The organism is Tenacibaculum sp. TC6, from assembly GCF_050606265.1.
Lineage (GTDB): Bacteria > Bacteroidota > Bacteroidia > Flavobacteriales > Flavobacteriaceae > Polaribacter.
Genome location: NZ_JBOCUK010000047.1, coordinates 1 through 18760, shown reverse-complemented (window position 1 = coordinate 18760; position 18760 = coordinate 1). Strand labels below are relative to the sequence as shown.

The 18760-nt window shown below is 32.4% G+C and carries 16 protein-coding genes and 2 tRNA genes; 16 read left to right on the top strand and 2 right to left on the bottom strand.

What is annotated here, in order from left to right:
• Positions 1–136: 136 nt before the first annotated feature.
• Positions 137–1393: a methionine adenosyltransferase gene (gene metK, locus ACQY1Q_RS16320; RefSeq protein ID WP_431006400.1), complete on the bottom strand. Its 1257-nt coding sequence runs from the start codon at positions 1391–1393 to the stop codon at positions 137–139.
• A 293-nt stretch (positions 1394–1686) separates the two neighbouring features.
• Between metK and trxA the strand changes: the two genes are divergently transcribed.
• The 15 genes from trxA to ACQY1Q_RS16245 all read left to right on the top strand — a co-directional run bounded on the left by trxA (position 1687) and on the right by ACQY1Q_RS16245 (position 14840).
• Positions 1687–2004 (top strand): thioredoxin, encoded by a 318-nt coding sequence (gene trxA, locus ACQY1Q_RS16315; RefSeq protein ID WP_431006399.1) that lies wholly within the window; start codon positions 1687–1689, stop codon positions 2002–2004.
• A gap of 92 nt (positions 2005–2096) precedes the next feature.
• Positions 2097–4643, top strand: a complete 2547-nt coding sequence (locus ACQY1Q_RS16310) for a M1 family metallopeptidase (RefSeq protein WP_431006398.1) — start codon at positions 2097–2099, stop codon at positions 4641–4643.
• 314 nt (positions 4644–4957) lie between these two features.
• Positions 4958–5881, top strand: coding sequence for a DUF58 domain-containing protein (locus tag ACQY1Q_RS16305; RefSeq protein WP_431006397.1), 924 nt, complete (start codon positions 4958–4960; stop codon positions 5879–5881).
• Between the two features lie 55 nt (positions 5882–5936).
• A tRNA-Asp gene (locus ACQY1Q_RS16300) sits at positions 5937–6010 on the top strand.
• 95 nt (positions 6011–6105) lie between these two features.
• A tRNA-Asp gene (locus ACQY1Q_RS16295) sits at positions 6106–6179 on the top strand.
• 335 nt (positions 6180–6514) lie between these two features.
• A complete protein-coding gene (locus ACQY1Q_RS16290) occupies positions 6515–7339 on the top strand; it encodes a prephenate dehydratase (protein ID WP_431006396.1) in 825 nt (274 codons plus the stop codon).
• Complete coding sequence (locus tag ACQY1Q_RS16285) at positions 7336–8478, top strand: pyridoxal phosphate-dependent aminotransferase (RefSeq protein WP_431006395.1); 1143 nt, start codon at positions 7336–7338, stop codon at positions 8476–8478. The genes ACQY1Q_RS16290 and ACQY1Q_RS16285 overlap by 4 nt, the downstream gene beginning before the upstream one ends.
• Positions 8479–9336 carry a prephenate dehydrogenase gene (locus ACQY1Q_RS16280; protein ID WP_431006394.1) on the top strand — a complete coding sequence of 286 codons (858 nt, stop codon included), beginning with the start codon at positions 8479–8481 and terminating at the stop codon, positions 9334–9336.
• A 13-nt stretch (positions 9337–9349) separates the two neighbouring features.
• Positions 9350–10432, top strand: coding sequence for a chorismate mutase (locus ACQY1Q_RS16275; protein ID WP_431006393.1), 1083 nt, complete (start codon positions 9350–9352; stop codon positions 10430–10432).
• Positions 10433–10541: 109 nt separating this feature from the next.
• Positions 10542–11297: a DUF5995 family protein gene (locus tag ACQY1Q_RS16270; protein ID WP_431006392.1), complete on the top strand. Its 756-nt coding sequence runs from the start codon at positions 10542–10544 to the stop codon at positions 11295–11297.
• Between the two features lie 38 nt (positions 11298–11335).
• Positions 11336–12277 (top strand): ribosome small subunit-dependent GTPase A, encoded by a 942-nt coding sequence (gene rsgA, locus ACQY1Q_RS16265; protein WP_431006391.1) that lies wholly within the window; start codon positions 11336–11338, stop codon positions 12275–12277.
• A gap of 25 nt (positions 12278–12302) precedes the next feature.
• Positions 12303–12755, top strand: a complete 453-nt coding sequence (gene dtd, locus ACQY1Q_RS16260; RefSeq protein WP_431006390.1) for a D-aminoacyl-tRNA deacylase — start codon at positions 12303–12305, stop codon at positions 12753–12755.
• Between the two features lie 2 nt (positions 12756–12757).
• Positions 12758–13402: a TatD family hydrolase gene (locus ACQY1Q_RS16255; protein WP_431006389.1), complete on the top strand. Its 645-nt coding sequence runs from the start codon at positions 12758–12760 to the stop codon at positions 13400–13402.
• The gene (locus ACQY1Q_RS16250; RefSeq protein WP_431006388.1) at positions 13399–14115 is read left to right on the top strand and encodes a tRNA threonylcarbamoyladenosine dehydratase; all 717 of its coding nucleotides are present in this window, start codon (positions 13399–13401) and stop codon (positions 14113–14115) included. The genes ACQY1Q_RS16255 and ACQY1Q_RS16250 overlap by 4 nt, the downstream gene beginning before the upstream one ends.
• An 80-nt stretch (positions 14116–14195) precedes the next feature.
• Entirely contained in the window at positions 14196–14840 is a 645-nt protein-coding gene (locus tag ACQY1Q_RS16245) for a YceI family protein (RefSeq protein ID WP_431006387.1), read from the top strand.
• 35 nt (positions 14841–14875) lie between these two features.
• On the opposite strand, the gene lipB is transcribed toward ACQY1Q_RS16245, so the two are convergent.
• Entirely contained in the window at positions 14876–15592 is a 717-nt protein-coding gene (gene lipB / locus ACQY1Q_RS16240) for a lipoyl(octanoyl) transferase LipB (RefSeq protein WP_431006386.1), read from the bottom strand.
• 68 nt (positions 15593–15660) lie between these two features.
• On the opposite strand from lipB, the gene ACQY1Q_RS16235 reads away from it, so the two are divergent.
• A complete protein-coding gene (locus tag ACQY1Q_RS16235) occupies positions 15661–18639 on the top strand; it encodes a reprolysin-like metallopeptidase (protein ID WP_431006385.1) in 2979 nt (992 codons plus the stop codon).
• Positions 18640–18760 lie beyond the last annotated feature (121 nt).

Below are 18760 nucleotides of genomic sequence, written 5' to 3'. Positions count from 1 at the left end.
CTTTTTGAGTACGTTTTACATGTTTGTTTTTCATGACACTTAATTTTTAGTGTAACGCTATTTCAGGACGGGACAGTATAAAAAGATAAAAACCCCGGGTTTTCCGGGGTTTTTATCTTTTTATATTGGTGGTTTACTATGATAAACCAAAAGCTTCTTTTACTTTAGCTACATAGTCTAGCTTTTCCCAAGTAAACAGCTCTACTTCCATTGTTTTATTTTCTCCGTTAGGTTGTGTAAAGGTTTTAGTAACCACTTCATTTACACGCCCCATATGCCCGTAAGCTGCCGTTTCACTATACATAGGTGTACGTAATTGTAAACGTGTTTCAATAGCGTGCGGACGCATATCAAAAAGCTCAGAAATTTTTTTAGCTATTGCTCCGTCAGTTAATCCTACTTTAGAAGTTCCGTAAGTATCTACAAAAATTCCCATAGGCTCAACTACTCCAATAGCATACGATACCTGTACCAATACTTCATCTGCCACTCCTGCCGCTACTAAGTTTTTAGCAATATGACGAGTAGCATAAGCTGCTGATCTATCTACTTTACTCGGATCTTTTCCTGAAAACGCACCTCCTCCGTGTGCTCCTTTTCCTCCGTAAGTATCTACTATAATTTTTCTTCCTGTTAATCCTGTATCACCGTGAGGTCCACCAATAACAAACTTTCCTGTTGGGTTTATATGATATTTAATATCCTCATTAAACAACGTTTGAATTTCAGGAGTTAACTTTGCTTTTACTCTAGGGATTAAAATGTTTACAATATCTTTTCTGATGGTAGCCAACATGGTTTCATCATCACCAAAATCGTCATGCTGCGTAGAAACTACAATAGCTTCAATACGTTGAGGCACATTATCATCAGAATACTCAATAGTTACCTGACTTTTAGCATCCGGACGTAAATAGGTAATTTCCTTATGCTCCCTACGTAGTACTGCTAATTCTTTTAAGATTAAATGTGATAAATCCAGGGCTAACGGCATGTAGTTTTCCGTTTCATTGGTAGCATACCCAAACATCATTCCTTGGTCTCCTGCTCCTTGCTCTTCTTTACTGGCTCTGTCTACTCCTCTGTTAATATCGTCAGACTGCTCATGAATGGCTGATAAAACCCCACAAGAATTTCCGTCAAACATATACTCTCCTTTCGTATATCCTATGGTATTAATAACGTCACGTGCAATTTTTTGAACGTCTAAATACGTATTCGATTTTACTTCTCCAGCCAACACTACCTGTCCTGTAGTTACCAACGTTTCACAAGCAACTTTTGCCTCCGGGTCAAAAGCTAAAAAATTATCTATAAGCGCATCAGAAATTTGATCTGCTACTTTATCCGGATGTCCTTCTGAAACACTTTCTGAGGTAAAAAAATATGACATAATGTATTTCTTTTAAGTTTTAAATATAAAGAAATTCAGATGATTGCTGCAAAAAGAAGTAATACTTACTGCTTTAGCATTTTTTAATGAGGTTGCAATCAGACAAATTTCTCCTCGTCAATTATTGAGAAGGCAAAAGTAAAGATTATTTACATACTAAAAAATAAACACGTCATAAAAACTATTGATATGCTGATAATAAAAACTAATTTCTATACAATTGCCAAGGTAAAATATTTGTTTACTTTTGTACCAGTAACAAGAATATAACCTTAATAAAAATATAAAGTAAGATGGCACTAGAAATTACAGATGCTTCTTTTGAGGAAGTGGTATTAAAATCAGACAAACCGGTATTAGTAGATTTTTGGGCAGCATGGTGTGGTCCGTGTAGAATGGTTTCTCCTATTGTTGATGAAATTAGCTCTGAATATGACGGAAAAGCAGTAGTAGGTAAAGTAGATGTAGATGCTAACCAAGAGTTTGCTGCTAAATATGGGGTAAGAAATATTCCTACCGTATTAATCTTTAAAAACGGAGAGGTAGTAGACAAACAAGTAGGTGCTGCTCCTAAAAAAACGTATACAGATAAAATTGATTCACAGTTATAAGAACGCGCTTCTTTTTAAATAATACATAACAAAGGTTTGGCAAATGCCAAACCTTTGTTATTTTTAGCTGGCAAACAAACAACTAAAACTTTATGCGCACCTACTTTTTTATTTTTTGCTTAGCCTTTTTAGCTTGTAAAAAAGAACCCACAACTTCACCAAAAATCACTAAAGGTATTTCTTTAGCATTAGCACAAGCCCGTAAACAACAAGTTACCAACGTTGTTTACCATTTACATTTTGCTATTCCGTTAAAAAAAGAAGCCCCGATTCCGTCTCACCTAAAAATAAATCTTGACGTTACCAATACCCATCATGATTTACTATTAGATTTTAACGAAAAAACCGCGCACTTAAAAAGTATTGCAGTTAATGGTACAAACACAACTGTTGTACACACTAATGAGCATATTAGCATTACTAAAGGTTTACTAAAAACAGGAGCCAACACCATTGAAATAGATTTTAACGCCGGAGAGCTTTCTTTAAACAGAAATAAAGAATACTTATATACCCTATTGGTACCGGACAGAGCTAGTACGTTGTTTCCTTGTTTTGACCAACCTGATATTAAAGCGAACTACAACCTTACTATTACAGCACCGAAAGACTGGAAAGTTTTATGTGGTGCTTTTGAAAAACAACAAACAACTCAAGGCGATTTTACGGAACATCAATTTAAGCAAACCGATAAAATGAGCACCTACTTGTTTTCTTTTGTTGCCGGAAAATTTCATGAAGCCAATACCAACCCCGGAGCATTTAACATGCGTTTTTTATATAGAGAATCAGACAGTGCCAAAATTAAAGAGAGTTTACCTGCTATTTTTAACACACACCAGAGCTCGTTAGAGTTTTTAGAGACCTATACACAACATGCTTTTCCGTTCCAAAAAATGGATTTTGCCACGCTACCTCCTTTTCAATATGGAGGCATGGAACATACCGGGGCCATTCAATACAGAGAAAATTTACTTTTTTTGGATGAAAATGCCACGCAAACACGTAAGTTAAATCGCGCTAAGCTAATTGCTCATGAAACCTCTCATATGTGGTTTGGAAATTTGGTTACCATGCGTTGGTTTAACGATGTTTGGATGAAAGAAGTTTTTGCTAATTTTATGGCTGATAAAATTATGAATCCTGTTTTTCCGGAGGTAAATCATGAGTTAAACTTTATGATGTCTCATTACCCTAGTGCTTATTCTGAGGATCGTACCAAAGGTTCAAATCCTATAAGGCAACAGTTAGATAATTTAAAAAACGCCGGTTCTTTATACGGACGTATTATTTATAACAAAGCACCTATTATGATGCGCCAACTGGAACTTTTAGTAGGCAAAGAAAACTTTCAAAAAGGAATTCAGCAATATATTGCTACGTATGCAAATGACAATGCTGACTGGAATGATTTGGTAACTATTTTTGACAACCTATCGCCTAAAAACATAAAACAATGGAGTGCTGTTTGGGTTAATGCTTCGGGAAGACCTATTATTAGTAACAGTATTAGTTATGATGCCGAAGGAAAAATAAGCAGTCTTACTTTAACACAAAATGCAGAAGATAATTCTGATAAAATATGGGAACAATTTTTTACCATAGGTCTTGTATATGACCATGAAATAAAACCTGTTAATGTTCTTTTTAATGCTAAAACAGTTACAATTAATGAGGCTATAGGATTACCTAAACCTAACGAAATTATCTACAATTATAATGGTTTAGGTTATGGAGTTTTCCCACTTAACCTTACTCATACAAATACGCTTAAAGATGATGTGGCTCGTGGGCATACATATATTAATATCTATGAAAATATGTTGCACGGAACTATTGCCCCTATAACTGCCTATCAATTATTTTTAAAGGGTATAGAAAATGAATCCAATGAATTAATTACCAATTATCTTTCAGGAAGAATAAATACTATTTTTTGGAAATTTCTAACTCCGGAGCAACAACATACGTTACAACCCGTTACAGAGCATACGCTTTTTACTTTACTGCAAAAAGAACTACCTAAAAATATTAAAAAAACTCTTTTTGATGCTTATAGCAATCTAGCCTATTCAACCTCCGGAAGAGATACTTTATATCAACTTTGGAAGGGTACATTGAGTATTAAAAATATAACACTCAATGAAAATGATTTAATCAAGTTAGCTATGAAATTAGCTATTTACAAACACCCTAAGGCTGATGAAATTTTAACTCAACAAGCAGAGAACATTAAGAATAAAGATCAAAAAGAGCGTTTTATATGGTTGCTTCCTACACTTTCTCAAGATGAAAAAACTCGTGATGATTTTATGCTCTCACTGAAAGATGCTAAAAACCGGGAAAAAGAATCTTGGGTGGAAACAGCCTTGGCAAATATTCACCACCCATTACGTCATACTTCTTCTACCAAACACGTAAAACTGTGTTTAGACTTGTTAGAAGAAGTACAGTTAACAGGAGACATCTTTTTTCCGAAACGCTGGTTGTCCGGCTCAGTAGGCAATTACACCTCCAAAGAAGCCTATACCATAGTTCAAAATTTTATACAAAGTAATCCAAACTACAACCCTATTCTACTAAAAAAATTATTGATTGTAGTTGATAATTTAGAAAGGGCTCAGCATTTAAAAAAATAGAAAGTGTACTATTACAACCTCAAAAACACGTAGATAACTCAGGGAAATCCCTGAGTTCTTTTTTAGTAGCATTAGGTATTTTAACCTCTTGTTTCTTTTGCTATATTTGGAGTAGAAGAAGTGTTTTAAAATCAAAACAATTAATGTAACCGAAAGGATTTTTCCTTTCAAAAAAACAGTTTACTTAGTTAAGTAAGCTACAATTTTTTATTTCATGTGCTTTGGGTAAAAAAATACACAAGCAATTGAAGTATTTCTTTTCATTTGTACAAAAGGTTTGGCAATTGTTAAACCTTTTGTTATTTTCGGTGCTTATGATTGAATTAAACAACTCTCTTTCATCAGAAATTAAAAACCTTGAATTACTTGCCAAACAAGTAGTAGAAGGTTTTATTACCGGAATGCATAAAAGTCCTTTTCATGGATTTTCTGTTGAGTTTTCTGAACATAAACTATATAATAAAGGAGAAAGTACCCGACATATTGATTGGAAACTTTTTGCGAAAACAGAAAAACTCTACACTAAAAAGTATGAAGAAGAAACCAACTTGCGTTGTCATATTATTATTGACAATTCTGCCTCAATGCATTACCCTGTAAGTAAAAATCAGAATATAAGCTCTTTAAATAAAATTGGTTTTTCTGCTGTAGCCGCTGCTTGTTTAATAGAAATACTCAAAAGACAACGAGATGCTGTGGGTTTAAGCATTTATTCTGACACCTATGAGTATTATGCTCCGGAAAAAGGAAGTGAACGTCATAGAAAAATGCTTACTCATCAATTAGAAACACTGTTACAAGCTACCTCAAAAAACAGCACCAATACTTATGAGTATTTACATGAAATAGCCGAAAAAATTCACAGACGTTCCTTATTATTCTTATTTACAGATATGTTTCAAACAACAAAAGACCAAGATGAATTATTTGAGGCTTTACGACATTTGAAACATAATAAACATGAGGTTGTTTTATTTCATACGTATGATAAAGAGCTAGAATTTTTATTCAATTTTGACAATTCTCCTAAAAAATTTGTAGATGTTGAAACCGGAGAAGAAATAAATTTATATGCCGAAAACGTGCAAGAAAAATACACCCAACTCACCGGTGATTTTTTCAATAAACTAAAAAACAAATGTTTACAATACAAAATAGATTATGTACCTGTAAATATTCATGACGGCTATTATGAGGTACTTACCACTTACCTGATAAGTCGACGAAAAATTTTATAACAACTTCCTTTTTTAATTAAAAAAAAGTTATATATTTGCATCCGCTTAGCGCAACGGTCTGGTAGTTCAGCTGGTTAGAATACATGCCTGTCACGCATGGGGTCGCGGGTTCGAGTCCCGTCCAGACCGCTAAAAGTTCTCACGACAACAAAGTCGTAAATACATAAAAAATACTTGTAAATATGAAAAACAACTTTATATTTGCAACCGCTTAAAAAAGCAACGGTCTGGTAGTTCAGCTGGTTAGAATACATGCCTGTCACGCATGGGGTCGCGGGTTCGAGTCCCGTCCAGACCGCAAGAAAGCTCTTCAAATTTTGATGAGCTTTTTTTATGCAATCAATTATCTCAAGATACTCCCAAAAAACATTCAAAAAAACCATTTAAAACCTATAAATCAACTACTTAATAAATTTTATAAAAAAAAGCTTGTTTTTATAAAATTTATTTCCAAGATTTGTTGCGTTCAAAATTAAAGACACACAAGATGTTACAAAACGTATGGCAAGGTTTCTATTTTTACTTTTACTTTTTTAGTAAGAGCAGAGACTTTATACCATATTGTTAAAAAACAGAAATAATAATATAAATGTAAAGTCTCGATAATATCGAGGCTTTTTTTTTGCACTAAAAATGAAAAAAATAGCCATTCAAGGAATACAAGGGAGCAACCACCATATCGTAGCCAAGAACTACTACCACGAAAACATTGTTTTAAATGAATGTTTATCGTTTGATGTTTTAACAGACAGTTTAATAACTCAAAAGTCTGACGAAGCTATTATGGCTATTGAAAATACCATAGCAGGCTCTATCATTCCTAACTATGCTTTAATAGACAAGCATAACTTACATATAACCGGTGAATACTACTTACCTATACATCATCATTTAATGGCCTTGCCAAATCAAAAAATTAATGATATTAAAGAGGTATGTTCTCACCCAATGGCTTTATTACAGTGTAAAGAATTTTTTAAACAGTATCCTTTTATAAAGTTAGTTGAAGATGTTGATACCTCAGCAGTAGCAAAAACAATTGCTGAACAAAAAATAAAAGGAATTGCGGCCATTGCTCCTAAAATTGCCGCTGATATTTTTGAATTAGAAGTAATTGAAGATGAAATACAAACTATAAAAAACAATGAAACACGCTTTGTAATTCTTCAAACTCAAAAACCTCAAAACAATACAGCGCATATTAATAAAGCTTCTTTACGTTTTGAGCTAGATCATAAAAGAGGCAGCTTAGCAGCTATTTTAAATGTAATGAGTGATTGTAAATTAAACCTTACCAAAATACAATCGCTCCCTATTATAGAAACCCCTTGGAAGTATGCTTTTTTCGTAGATGTTACTTTCGATACTTATGAAGATTATGCAAAAGCAAAATCTATAATACAAATTATGGCTAACAATTTTAAAATATTGGGTGAATACAAAAACGGAAGATTATGATAACTTTTGCCAATCGTTTACAAACCGTACAAGAATACTACTTTTCAACTAAGTTGAAAGAAGTAAGACAATTAGCTTCTGAAGGCAACCCTATTATTAACATGGGAATCGGGAGTCCGGACTTACTACCTCCTAAAGAAGTATTAGAAGCAATACAAAAAAGCTTAACAGAGAGCGGAGCTCATAAATATCAGAGTTATCAAGGACTACCGGAATTTAGAAATGCTGTTGCTAACTTTTACAAAGCAAAATATAATGTAAGTGTAAATCCTGATAATGAAATTTTACCGTTAATGGGAAGTAAAGAAGGCATAATGCATATTTCTTTAGCTTTTTTAAATGAAGGAGATCAGGTATTAATTCCCAATCCGGGATATCCTACCTATAGCTCTGTTACCAATTTAATTGGAGCCAAACCTGTATTCTATGATTTAACTGCAGCTAACAAATGGCAGCCCGATTTTAAGCAATTAGAATCTTTAGATTTATCCGGAGTAAAACTTATGTGGGTTAATTATCCACATATGCCTACAGGAGCAGATGCTTTAAAAGAAACCTATGAACAATTAATTGCCTTTGGTAAAAAGCATCATATTATTATAGCAAATGATAATCCGTATAGTTTTATTTTGAACAATACACCACAGAGTATTTTACAAGTAGAAGGTGCTAAAGATATAGCCTTAGAATTAAACTCGTTAAGTAAAACATTTAATATGGCAGGATGGAGAGTTGGAAAATTATTAGGAAATCCGCATTTTTTAAATGAAGTACTCAAAGTAAAAACTCAAATGGATTCCGGAATGTTTTACGGAATTCAAAAAGGAGCCATTAAAGCATTAGAGTTAGGTAATGACTGGTTTTCCGAACAAAACAAAATATACAAGCAACGACAAAAACTCATTTTTGAACTTGCAGATATATTAAACTGCTCTTATGACTCAAATGCCTCGGGTATGTTTGTTTGGGCTAAGCTACCTAACGGAAAAGAAGCTGAAGCAGTGGTTGATGATTTACTATACAATAAACACCTATTTGTAGCTCCGGGAACTATTTTCGGAAGCCAAGGTGAAGGGTACATTCGTTTTTCATTATGCGTACCCGAAACAGAAATTAAAGAAGCAATAACACGATTTTAGATGAACGTATTTATAATAGGATTAGGATTAATAGGCGGTAGTTTAGCATTAGACATTCAAAATGAATTTGAAAATGCTTGTATTCACGGAATAGATACTAATGAGAATCACATAGATGAGGCTTTAGAATTAGGAATTATTCATAAAAAAGCGACTCTTAATGATATAGGAAATGCTGAAATAGTAATTATAGCTGTTCCGGTTGACGTATCTTTACAAGTAGCCATTGAAGTGTTAAATATCATAACAGAAAACACTTTGGTACTTGATGTAGGTTCAACTAAAGAAGATATTTGCAAAGCCATAGCAAATCATCCAAACAGAAGAAACTTTTTAGCAACCCACCCTATTGCCGGAACTGAGTTTTCAGGACCTAAAGCCGCCCTAAAAAACTTGTACAGAGGTAAAACAAACATTATCTGTGAGGTAGAAAAAACAGCATTCAAGCTACAAGAAAAAGCGTTAGAAATATTTTTAAAAATAGGAATGCGTATTCGTTACATGGATCCGAAATCGCACGACAAACATATCGCTTATGTATCACATCTATCACATATCAGTTCGTTTATGCTGGGAAAAACAGTTATTGAAAAAGAAAAAAACGAACGTGATATTTTTGATATGGCCGGCAGTGGATTTGCTTCAACAGTACGTTTAGCTAAAAGTTCACCTGCAATGTGGACGCCTATTTTTAAGCAAAACAAAACTAATGTTATTGAAACTCTTGAAGAATACATTAACAACTTGCAACAATTTAAAGATTTAATGATGCAGGATAATTTTAAAGAGATATACAAAGAAATGGAAAATACTAATCATATAAAACAAATTTTAAACGGCATTCTATTGGAAGCCTAACAACTACAACAACATGGAAAATTCTAAACAATTAAGAACTTGGTTAGACGACATGAATTTGTCGCATCCACTAGTCATTGCAGGACCTTGCAGTGCTGAAACAGAAAATCAGGTGTTACAAATAGCACATGAATTAAAAGATTCTGACGTAAATTATTTTCGTGCAGGTATTTGGAAGCCAAGAACACGTCCCGGAAACTTTGAAGGTGTTGGTGCTTTAGGTTTAAAATGGCTTCAACGAGTAAAAGAAGAAACCGGTATGAAAACCTGTACAGAAGTTGCTAATGCTAATCATGTAAAATTAGCTATTGAACATGATATTGATTTATTATGGATTGGTGCACGTTCAACTGTGAGTCCTTTTATTATGCAAGAAATTGCAGATGCTTTGGAAGGAACTGATAAAATAGTATTAGTTAAAAACCCTGTAAATCCTGATTTAGCCTTATGGTTAGGAGGCATAGAACGTTTATATTCTAAAGGAATTAAAAAACTAGGGGCTATTCACAGAGGCTTTTCAACCTATGAAAAATCAAAATACCGTAACATTCCGGAATGGCAAATTGCTATTGAATTTCAAGATAAGTTTCCGGACTTACCGTTAATTTGTGATCCTTCACACATTACAGGTAACAGAGAATTAGTTTTTGATGTTTCTCAAACAGCTTTAGATTTAAATTTTGATGGTTTAATGGTAGAAACTCATACTGACCCAAATAATGCATGGAGTGATGCAGCACAACAAGTTACTCCGGACAGATTAAAACAAATGATGATTGACCTTAGAGTGAGAAAAGAAACCACTTCGGATGAAAGCTATAGAGATACTCTTGAAAATTTAAGAGCTCAAATTAACGTAGTAGATAATCAGTTAATTGATATGTTAGGTAAGCGTATGAAAATTGCCGATGCTATTGGAGAACTTAAAAAAGAGAAAAACGTTGCCGTATTACAATCAAAACGTTGGAATGAAATTTTAGGCAATATGATTTTAGAGGGGGAGAATCGCGGACTAAGTGAAGAGTTTGTCTTAAAAATGTTTAAAGCTATTCACCAAGAAAGTATTAATCATCAAGAGAAAATTATTAAAGGCTAAGTACCTCCCTACTTTGTACTTAAAACCTCAAAATAGTTACTTACCGTTTTGAGGTTTTTATTTTTTAAAATTTTAGTATTTTCAGCAAACTAACCAAACCAATAAACACATGCCTCCAATTACGACTATTGACGATGTAATTAATACTTTACAAGAAATTATTGATGATGCTATTACACATGAAAGTACTTTTGGATACTTTGCTGCCCTGTATTTAAAAGTTACTGTAAAAGTAAAAGAAGGAATTACCGCTAATTTTTTTGACGATGGTGAACGTATGGAAAAACTAGACGTCATTTTTGCAACAAGATATATTGAGGCGTATTATAATTATAAAGAAAACAAGCCTGTTTCAGCTTCTTGGGAAAAGGCTTTTAATGCTACAAAAACTTTTTGGACCACCGTATTACAACATTTACTATTAGGTATGAATGCCCATATAAATTTAGACCTTGGCATTGCTGCCGCCAAAGTTTGTGAAGGGAGTTCCATTGAAAGTTTAGAAAACGATTTTACTAAAATCAATATAATTTTATCGTCCTTAGTTACCGAGGTTGAAAGCGATTTATCTAAGGTTTGGCCATTTCTTAAAAAAATTCTGAAAGTTACTCGTAAAATAGATACTTTTTTAATTGACTTTAGTATGAAGCTTGCCAGAGATGGTGCTTGGAAATTTGCCGTAGAACTAGCAAACACTCCTCAAGAAAACAGAGTTGACTGTATAAAACAACGAGACATAAGAGTCGCTGAAAAAGCTTCAATTATAACAAATCCGGGCTTTATTCCTCAATTGATTTTTATTGTTATCAGAATAGGCGAAATAGGGTCTGTTGCAAAGAAAATCCGCGATTTGATGCAAAAATAACTTTAATAACATTCAATTTTTATTCTCATCTTTGTTACATGATTGGAACGGTTTATAAATCAACAGGAAGTTGGTATTGGGTAAAATCTGAAAACACATTATATAAATGTAGAATTAAAGGAAAATTCAGAATTAAAGGTATTAAAAGTACCAACCCCATTGCTGTAGGTGATATTGTAGAGTTTGATTTGGAAACAAAAACTGATGATGAAACCGGAGTAATTACAAAAATTAAAGATCGTAAAAACTATATCGTACGTAAATCAGTAAACCTTTCCAAACAAACACATGTTATTGCTGCTAATATAGATCAGGTATTTTTATTAGTTACCATTAACAACCCGCCGACATTAACTACTTTTATCGATCGCTTTTTAGTTACTGCTGAAGCCTATTCTATCAATGCAATACTTGTATTTAATAAAATTGATATCTATGAAATTGAAGAAAAAGCCGAAATTTTATACCTAAAAGATATTTATGAACCTATTGGCTATACTTGTATTGAAGTTTCTGCATTAGAAAACAAAAATATAGATACTATAAAAGAATTAATGCTAGGTAAAGTAAGCATGTTTGCAGGTCATTCCGGAGTTGGAAAAACAACCTTGGTAAATGCTATTGAACCTGGCTTAGACCTAAAAACAAAAGAAATTTCTGAACAGCATAAGCAAGGACAACATACAACTACTTTTGCAGAAATGTTTGACCTAAGTTTTGACGCAAAAATAATTGATACTCCCGGAATTAAAGGCTTTGGAGTAGTTGACATGGAAAAAGATGAGTTGGGCGACTATTTTCCTGAATTTTTTGCTTTGAAAGAACACTGTAAATTTAATAACTGTATTCATATAAATGAGCCCAACTGTGCTGTAAAAGAAGCCTTAGAAAATGACGAGATTTCTTGGTCACGCTATAAAAGTTATTTACAAATCTTAGAAGGCGAAGAAGAAAATTACCGTACAGATATTTGGAAATAATTGACTAAAATTTCACCTATACCTTATGAAAGCTGTAATACAAAGAGTTACGAAAGCTAGTGTTACTATTAATAATGAAAAAGTAGCCAATATAACTAACGGACTTTTAATTTTATTAGGTATTGTAAATGACGATACCGCAGAAGATATAACATGGCTATCAAAAAAAATTATTGGTCTTAGAATTTTTAATGATGAAAATGATGTTATGAATACCTCTATACAAGATGTAAATGGTGATATTATTGTGGTAAGTCAATTTACACTACATGCATCAACTAAGAAAGGAAATCGCCCAAGTTATATAAAAGCAGCCAAACCCGATATAGCCGTTCCTTTATATGAACAATTTATTCAACAAATTGAATCTGATTTAGGTAAAAAAGTACAAACCGGACAATTTGGAGCCGACATGAAAGTTGAACTTCTTAATGATGGACCTGTTACTATTATTATAGATACTAAGAATAAAGAGTAATTATGAATTTTATTGATGTACATACTCATTCAATAAAAAACGATACGCACATCACTTCTATACGTAATACCTATCCAAGTGATCCAGAACCTACTACTTTTTTCTCAACAGGAATACATCCTTGGTATATTGAAAAACAAAACATAGAAAATGAGTTTCATCAATTATCCCAAAAACTTTTATCAAAAAATTGTTTAGCCATTGGCGAGTGTGGCTTAGATAAACTTACTTCAACAGAATATACATTACAAATTGCTGTTTTTAAAAGACATATTGAACTATCAGAAACTCATAAGAAACCGTTAATCATTCACTGTGTAAAAGCTTATAACGATTTAATTTCTCTAAAAAAAGAACTAGTACCTAAACAACCTTGGATTGTTCACGGATTTAATAAAAATATACAAGTTGCCAAAGATTTATTAAAAAACAACATAACACTTTCAATAGGCGCCAGTTTATTAACCAATAAAAAACTTCAAATTATTAGTAAAGAAATACCTGTTGAAAATATTTTATTAGAAACAGACAATTCAAAAGAGTCTATTATAAACATTTACAATACATTTGCCACCGTTAAAAATGAAAGTACAGAAAGTATAAAAAAACAAATAAATAAAAATTTTAATAGAATATTTACGTTATGAGTTGGTTAGAACGTACCGAGTTATTAGTACAAAATGAAGGTCTTGAAAAAATAAAAAACGCTACTATTTTAATAGTAGGATTAGGCGGAGTAGGATCTTTTGCAGCTGAGTTTATTGCCAGAGCCGGAGTTCAAAAAATGACAATTGTTGATGGAGATGTTTTTGATGAAACCAATAAAAACCGTCAATTACCTGCTTTAAATAGTACCATAGGAAAATCGAAAGCACAAGTAATGGCAGATAGAATTAAAGACATTAATCCTACTATTGAACTTACTGTTTTAGAAGAATTTATTTCTCCTGAAAGAGCTTTTGAAATTGTTACCCCTGAATTTGATTATGTTCTGGATTGTATTGACAGTATTACACCAAAAGTGAATTTAATAGTAGCAGCCCGTAGAAAAAAGGTGAAAATTATTAGCTCTATGGGAGCCGGTGGAAAGTTAGATGCTACTAAAGTAAAGGTCAAAGATATTAGCAAAACCAGAAACTGTAAAATGGCTAAGACCATTAGAAAACGTTTGAAAGAGTTAAATGTTAATAAAGGGGTAAGAGCTGTATATTCTGATGAAATTCAAATTGCTGAAAGTTTAAAGCTAACAGATGGAGCTAATTATAAAAAATCGTATTACGGTACTATAAGTTATATGCCTGCTGCATTTGGCTTACAAGCAGCTGCTTATGTTATCAATCAGTTAATAAATAAAAAATAATTTCCACGGAAACTATTTTTTATTTACATTTGTTCTAAATTAGAAAAAAAGTTATTCAATCAATTATTAAAACGTAACGTATGAAAAAATCAATTTTAGCAATTGCTTTTATCGCTTTAGCTGCTGTATCATGTAAAAATGATAAAAACAAAGTAGAAGCTAAAGAAGAAGTAAAAGAAGTACAAAAAGTTGAAAATGTAATCAACTCATATAAAGCTAATGTAGCAGAGTCTAATATTACATGGAAAGGTTCTAAACCAACAGGTTCTCACAATGGTGTTGTTAGCCTACAAAATGGTGTTTTTGATATTGAAAACGGTACTGTTAAAGCAGGAGAATTCACTATTGACATGACAACTATTTCTTGTTCAGATTTAGAAGCTGGAAACGGTAAAGAAAAATTAGAAGGACATTTAAAATCTGCAGACTTTTTTGATGTAGAAAAATTTCCTACAGCTAAGTTTGTTGTTACCAGTTCAGAAGCTAAAGACGGTAAAGTAAACATTACAGGAAACTTAACACTTAAAGATGTAACTAAGAGCATTACTATTCCTGCTACTATTATTGAAGATGGTGAGTTTGCTACTTTAAAGAGTGATACATTTAGTGTAGATCGTACTGATTTTGGAGTTACTTACAGCTCTAAAAAGTTTGATGCTGCATTAAAAGATAAGTTTATCAACGATTTAATGGAAATGTCTTTAGATATTAAAGCTAAAAAATAAGTACCTGTTCCATACAGAAATTCAAAAGAGGTTGATTATTCAACCTCTTTTGTTGTTATAAATGATGCTACTTCAAATAAATCTTTAAAGTGTTTAATAATTTTTTGTTTCACTTCTTCTTCTGAAATTTTTTCACCTAATTCTGCTTCCATAGAGGTAACTGCTTTTCCTCTGATACCACAAGGAATAATATTATCAAAATATCCTAGATTAGCATTTACATTTAAAGCAAACCCGTGCATTGTAACCCATCTGCTTGCCCTAATACCCATAGCACAAATTTTTCTGGCAAAAGGAGTTCCAACATCTAACCATACTCCTGTTTCCCCTTCACTACGCTCTCCTTTTATTCCATATTCAGCTAACGTTAAAATTATAGTTTCTTCTAGTAATCTTAAATATTTATGAATATCTGTAAAAAAGTTTTCCAAATCAAGAATCGGATACCCTACTATTTGTCCGGGTCCATGATACGTAATATCTCCTCCTCTATTGATTTTATAAAAGGTGGCATTTTTAGCTTTCAACCCCTCTTCATTTAGTAACAAATTACTCAAATCCCCCGATTTCCCTAGGGTATATACATGAGGGTGTTCAACAAAAAGAAAGTAATTAGGAGTAACTACATCAGGATTCCCATTTCTCTTTTCTTTTTTTAATGCTATTATTTCGTCTAACAAACTGGTTTGCAAATCCCAAGTTTCTTTAAAATCTTTTTTAAATAAATCTTTTATATATATATTTTTATTCATAATTTTAATCTTTAAACCCCTACTCTAATTAGGAAATTCAATTTCAATTAGAACCTAAACAATTACAAATGAAAAAAAAATCCTTCATCCTTTTTTTAGCATTAGTTCTAACTACTTTGGTTAATGCACAAAATTACTGGAAAAAATTAGAATTTCATGACTCTAAAAGTAAAACTAAAGTCTATCCAAGAAAACAACTACCAACAAGTTACTTGTTATTTACTTTAGACTTAGACAAATTTACCACTCATTTAAATACACAAGCACGTGGTTTAAATACTACTATTATTTCTTTACCTGGGGTTAACGGAGAATCATCTCGTTTTAAAATTCAAGAAACATCTATCTTTGAATCAAAATTAGCTGAAAAATTTCCTACTATTAAATCATACACAGCAACCGGTATTGACGATCCTACAGCAACTGCTAAAATTAGTATGGGTACAGATGGTGTGCATGTATTAATTACATCTGGGAATCATGATTCATTTTATATAGATCCTCATACTAAAGACAATAGAACATACATAGCCTATAAAAGAAGTGATTTTATAAAAAATCAAAATGATTTTGAATGTAAAATTGACGAGCTAAAAGAAGGCGTATTGTCTAGTAAAAAAACAGCTGCCAGAAATGCTAATGACGGTAAGTTAAGAACTTTTAGAATAGCTCTTGCCTGTACCGGAGAATACTCGCAATTCCATTTAAATAATCAAGGTGTTCCTGCTTCAGCAACTGATGCTACTAAAAAAGCAGCTATTTTATCAGCTATGAATACTACAATGACTCGCGTAAATCAAATTTACGAAAGAGATTTAGCTGTTAGAATGATTATTGTAAATAATAATGATAAAATTATCTTTTTAGACCCTAATACTGATAATCTTTCTAATACTGATGCTAATGCATTAATTGATGAAAGTCAAAAAGTATGTGATACCAATATTTTGGATGCCAATTATGATATAGGACATACTTTTAGTACCGGAGGTGGTGGATTAGCCGGATTAGGTGTAGTTTGTGTTTCTGGTGAAAAAGGTAAAGGAATAACAGGTAGCCCTCAACCTATAAGTGACCCTTATGATATAGATTATGTTGCTCATGAAGTAGGGCATCAGTTTGGCGCTACTCACACTTTTAACAATTCTTGTGATGGTAACAGAAGTGGTAGTACAGCTGTTGAACCGGGAAGTGGATCATCAATAATGGCATATGCCGGAATCTGTAGCCCTAACGTACAATCAAATAGTGATGATCATTTCCATGCTGTAAGTATAAAACAAATGTGGAATAAGATTCAAACCACTGCTTCTTGCGCAGTACAAACGAACACTAACAATAATCCTCCTACAACTAATGCAGGTGCAGATGTGAGTATTCCAAAATCAACTCCTTTTGTATTAAGAGGCCAAGCTACTGATATTGATGGAACTTCAAAGCTAACCTATAACTGGGAGCAATTAGATACAGAAATTGCTATTATGCCTCCGATTGCTACTAATTTAGGTGGTCCTTTATTCAGGTCTTTACCTTCAAAAACAGTCCCTAACAGGTATTTCCCTAATTTTGCAACCGTATTAGCAGGAAAAACATCAACCGAATGGGAAGTATTACCTTCTGTAGCCAGAAATATGAATTTCTCGTTTACTGTGAGAGATAATAATGCCGGAGGGGGTGCAAGCGCAAGAGATGATATAAAAGTTACCGTTGTTGATGCAATACCTTTTACCATTAGTAATCAAGCTACTTGGGCGCAAAATACCAGCAGAACAATTTCTTGGGTAGTAGGACAAAGTAATATAGCTCCTATTAACTGTAAAAAAGTAAACATTAAACTTTCGACTGACGGAGGGACAACGTTTAATGACTTAGCTACAAATGTTGATAATGATGGTGAAGAAATAATAACTCTTCCTTCATCAACTATTGATACTGATAATGCTATTATTATGATAGAAGCTGCCGATAATATTTTTTATAATATTACACCTGCTTTTACTATTAGTTCAAAACCTGATTTTGCTATTTCTAATAAAACAGGAGATGCTTTTATTTGCAACACCATAGTTACGGAATATACTTTTGATATTGATTATACGACCTCTAATGGATTCTCTGAAACTGTAACCCTAACAGCTACAAAAAAACCAACAGGATCAACAGTTCAAATAACTCCTTCAACAATTACATCAAATGGAACGTTCCAAGTTAAAGCTACAAACTTAGGAACTGTTGCCGATGGAGAACATATTATTACACTTAATGCTAAATCATCTTCTATAGAAAAAAATTTAGATATTAAATTAACCATAACTAATGGTGTATGTCAATCTTCTGGAAATACAGATTACCAAACTGGAACTACTTATGTTAAATTTAACACTATTGAAAATCAAACATTAACAAAAAATAATGGTTACAATGATTTTAAAGCTATTACAACTATAGTTAATAGAGGAGAAAACCATCAATTAACTATAAAAACCAATACTGATGGCGATTATTCATCTACAACTTTTGCATGGATAGATTGGAACCAAAACTGTCAATTTGATGAAAATGAAAAATACGATTTAGGTACCGTTACTAATAATTCAAACGGGCAAACCAGCTTAAGCCCTTTAAATATTGAGATTCCTAATGATGCAAAGCTTGGTACTACAACTCTAAGAGTATCAACAAAGTTTGCTGGTGATGGTGCTCCTTCCGTATGCGAAATAAATTTTGATGGTGAAGTTGAAGACTATTCTATTGAAATTAAAGAAAAAGACCAACCTTCATCTAGTCATATTCTCTTTAATAATTTTAAACTTTACCCAAATCCTTCTTCTGGTGTCTTTACCCTCTCTTTTGATGTTGATAATAAAGAAAGTATTATATTAAAAATTTTCGATATCAGAGGTAGATTGATTGAATATAAAATATATGATAATAGCTCTAATATCTTTACAAAAGATTTGGTTTTCTCAGGAATAAAAGCAGGAATTTATTTATTACAAGTGGAAAATAAGAATAAGAGTATAGTAAAAAAAATAATAATAAAATAAAAATTTAAAGAAAGGTGAGCAAATGCTCACCTTTCTTTTTTAATTCTGTCCCGTCCTAAAATAAGTTGACACAAATTAGACTTATTTTATGAATACGAGTCCACACAAGAAAAAGCGCACA

Bases quoted from the DNA above. Each gene is read 5' to 3' on its own strand.
- ACQY1Q_RS16280 (WP_431006394.1), top strand. From the start codon at position 8,479: ATGAACGTATTTATAATAGGATTAGGATTAATAGGCGGTAGTTTAGCA.
- ACQY1Q_RS16285 (WP_431006395.1), top strand. From the start codon at position 7,336: ATGATAACTTTTGCCAATCGTTTACAAACCGTACAAGAATACTACTTT.
- ACQY1Q_RS16310 (WP_431006398.1), top strand. From the start codon at position 2,097: ATGCGCACCTACTTTTTTATTTTTTGCTTAGCCTTTTTAGCTTGTAAA.
- ACQY1Q_RS16305 (WP_431006397.1), top strand. From the start codon at position 4,958: ATGATTGAATTAAACAACTCTCTTTCATCAGAAATTAAAAACCTTGAA.
- lipB (WP_431006386.1), bottom strand. From the start codon at position 15,592: ATGAATAAAAATATATATATAAAAGATTTATTTAAAAAAGATTTTAAA.
- ACQY1Q_RS16270 (WP_431006392.1), top strand. From the start codon at position 10,542: ATGCCTCCAATTACGACTATTGACGATGTAATTAATACTTTACAAGAA.
- dtd (WP_431006390.1), top strand. From the start codon at position 12,303: ATGAAAGCTGTAATACAAAGAGTTACGAAAGCTAGTGTTACTATTAAT.
- rsgA (WP_431006391.1), top strand. From the start codon at position 11,336: ATGATTGGAACGGTTTATAAATCAACAGGAAGTTGGTATTGGGTAAAA.
- trxA (WP_431006399.1), top strand. From the start codon at position 1,687: ATGGCACTAGAAATTACAGATGCTTCTTTTGAGGAAGTGGTATTAAAA.
- metK (WP_431006400.1), bottom strand. From the start codon at position 1,393: ATGTCATATTTTTTTACCTCAGAAAGTGTTTCAGAAGGACATCCGGAT.
- ACQY1Q_RS16255 (WP_431006389.1), top strand. From the start codon at position 12,758: ATGAATTTTATTGATGTACATACTCATTCAATAAAAAACGATACGCAC.
- ACQY1Q_RS16290 (WP_431006396.1), top strand. From the start codon at position 6,515: ATGAAAAAAATAGCCATTCAAGGAATACAAGGGAGCAACCACCATATC.
- ACQY1Q_RS16275 (WP_431006393.1), top strand. From the start codon at position 9,350: ATGGAAAATTCTAAACAATTAAGAACTTGGTTAGACGACATGAATTTG.
- ACQY1Q_RS16250 (WP_431006388.1), top strand. From the start codon at position 13,399: ATGAGTTGGTTAGAACGTACCGAGTTATTAGTACAAAATGAAGGTCTT.
- ACQY1Q_RS16235 (WP_431006385.1), top strand. From the start codon at position 15,661: ATGAAAAAAAAATCCTTCATCCTTTTTTTAGCATTAGTTCTAACTACT.
- ACQY1Q_RS16245 (WP_431006387.1), top strand. From the start codon at position 14,196: ATGAAAAAATCAATTTTAGCAATTGCTTTTATCGCTTTAGCTGCTGTA.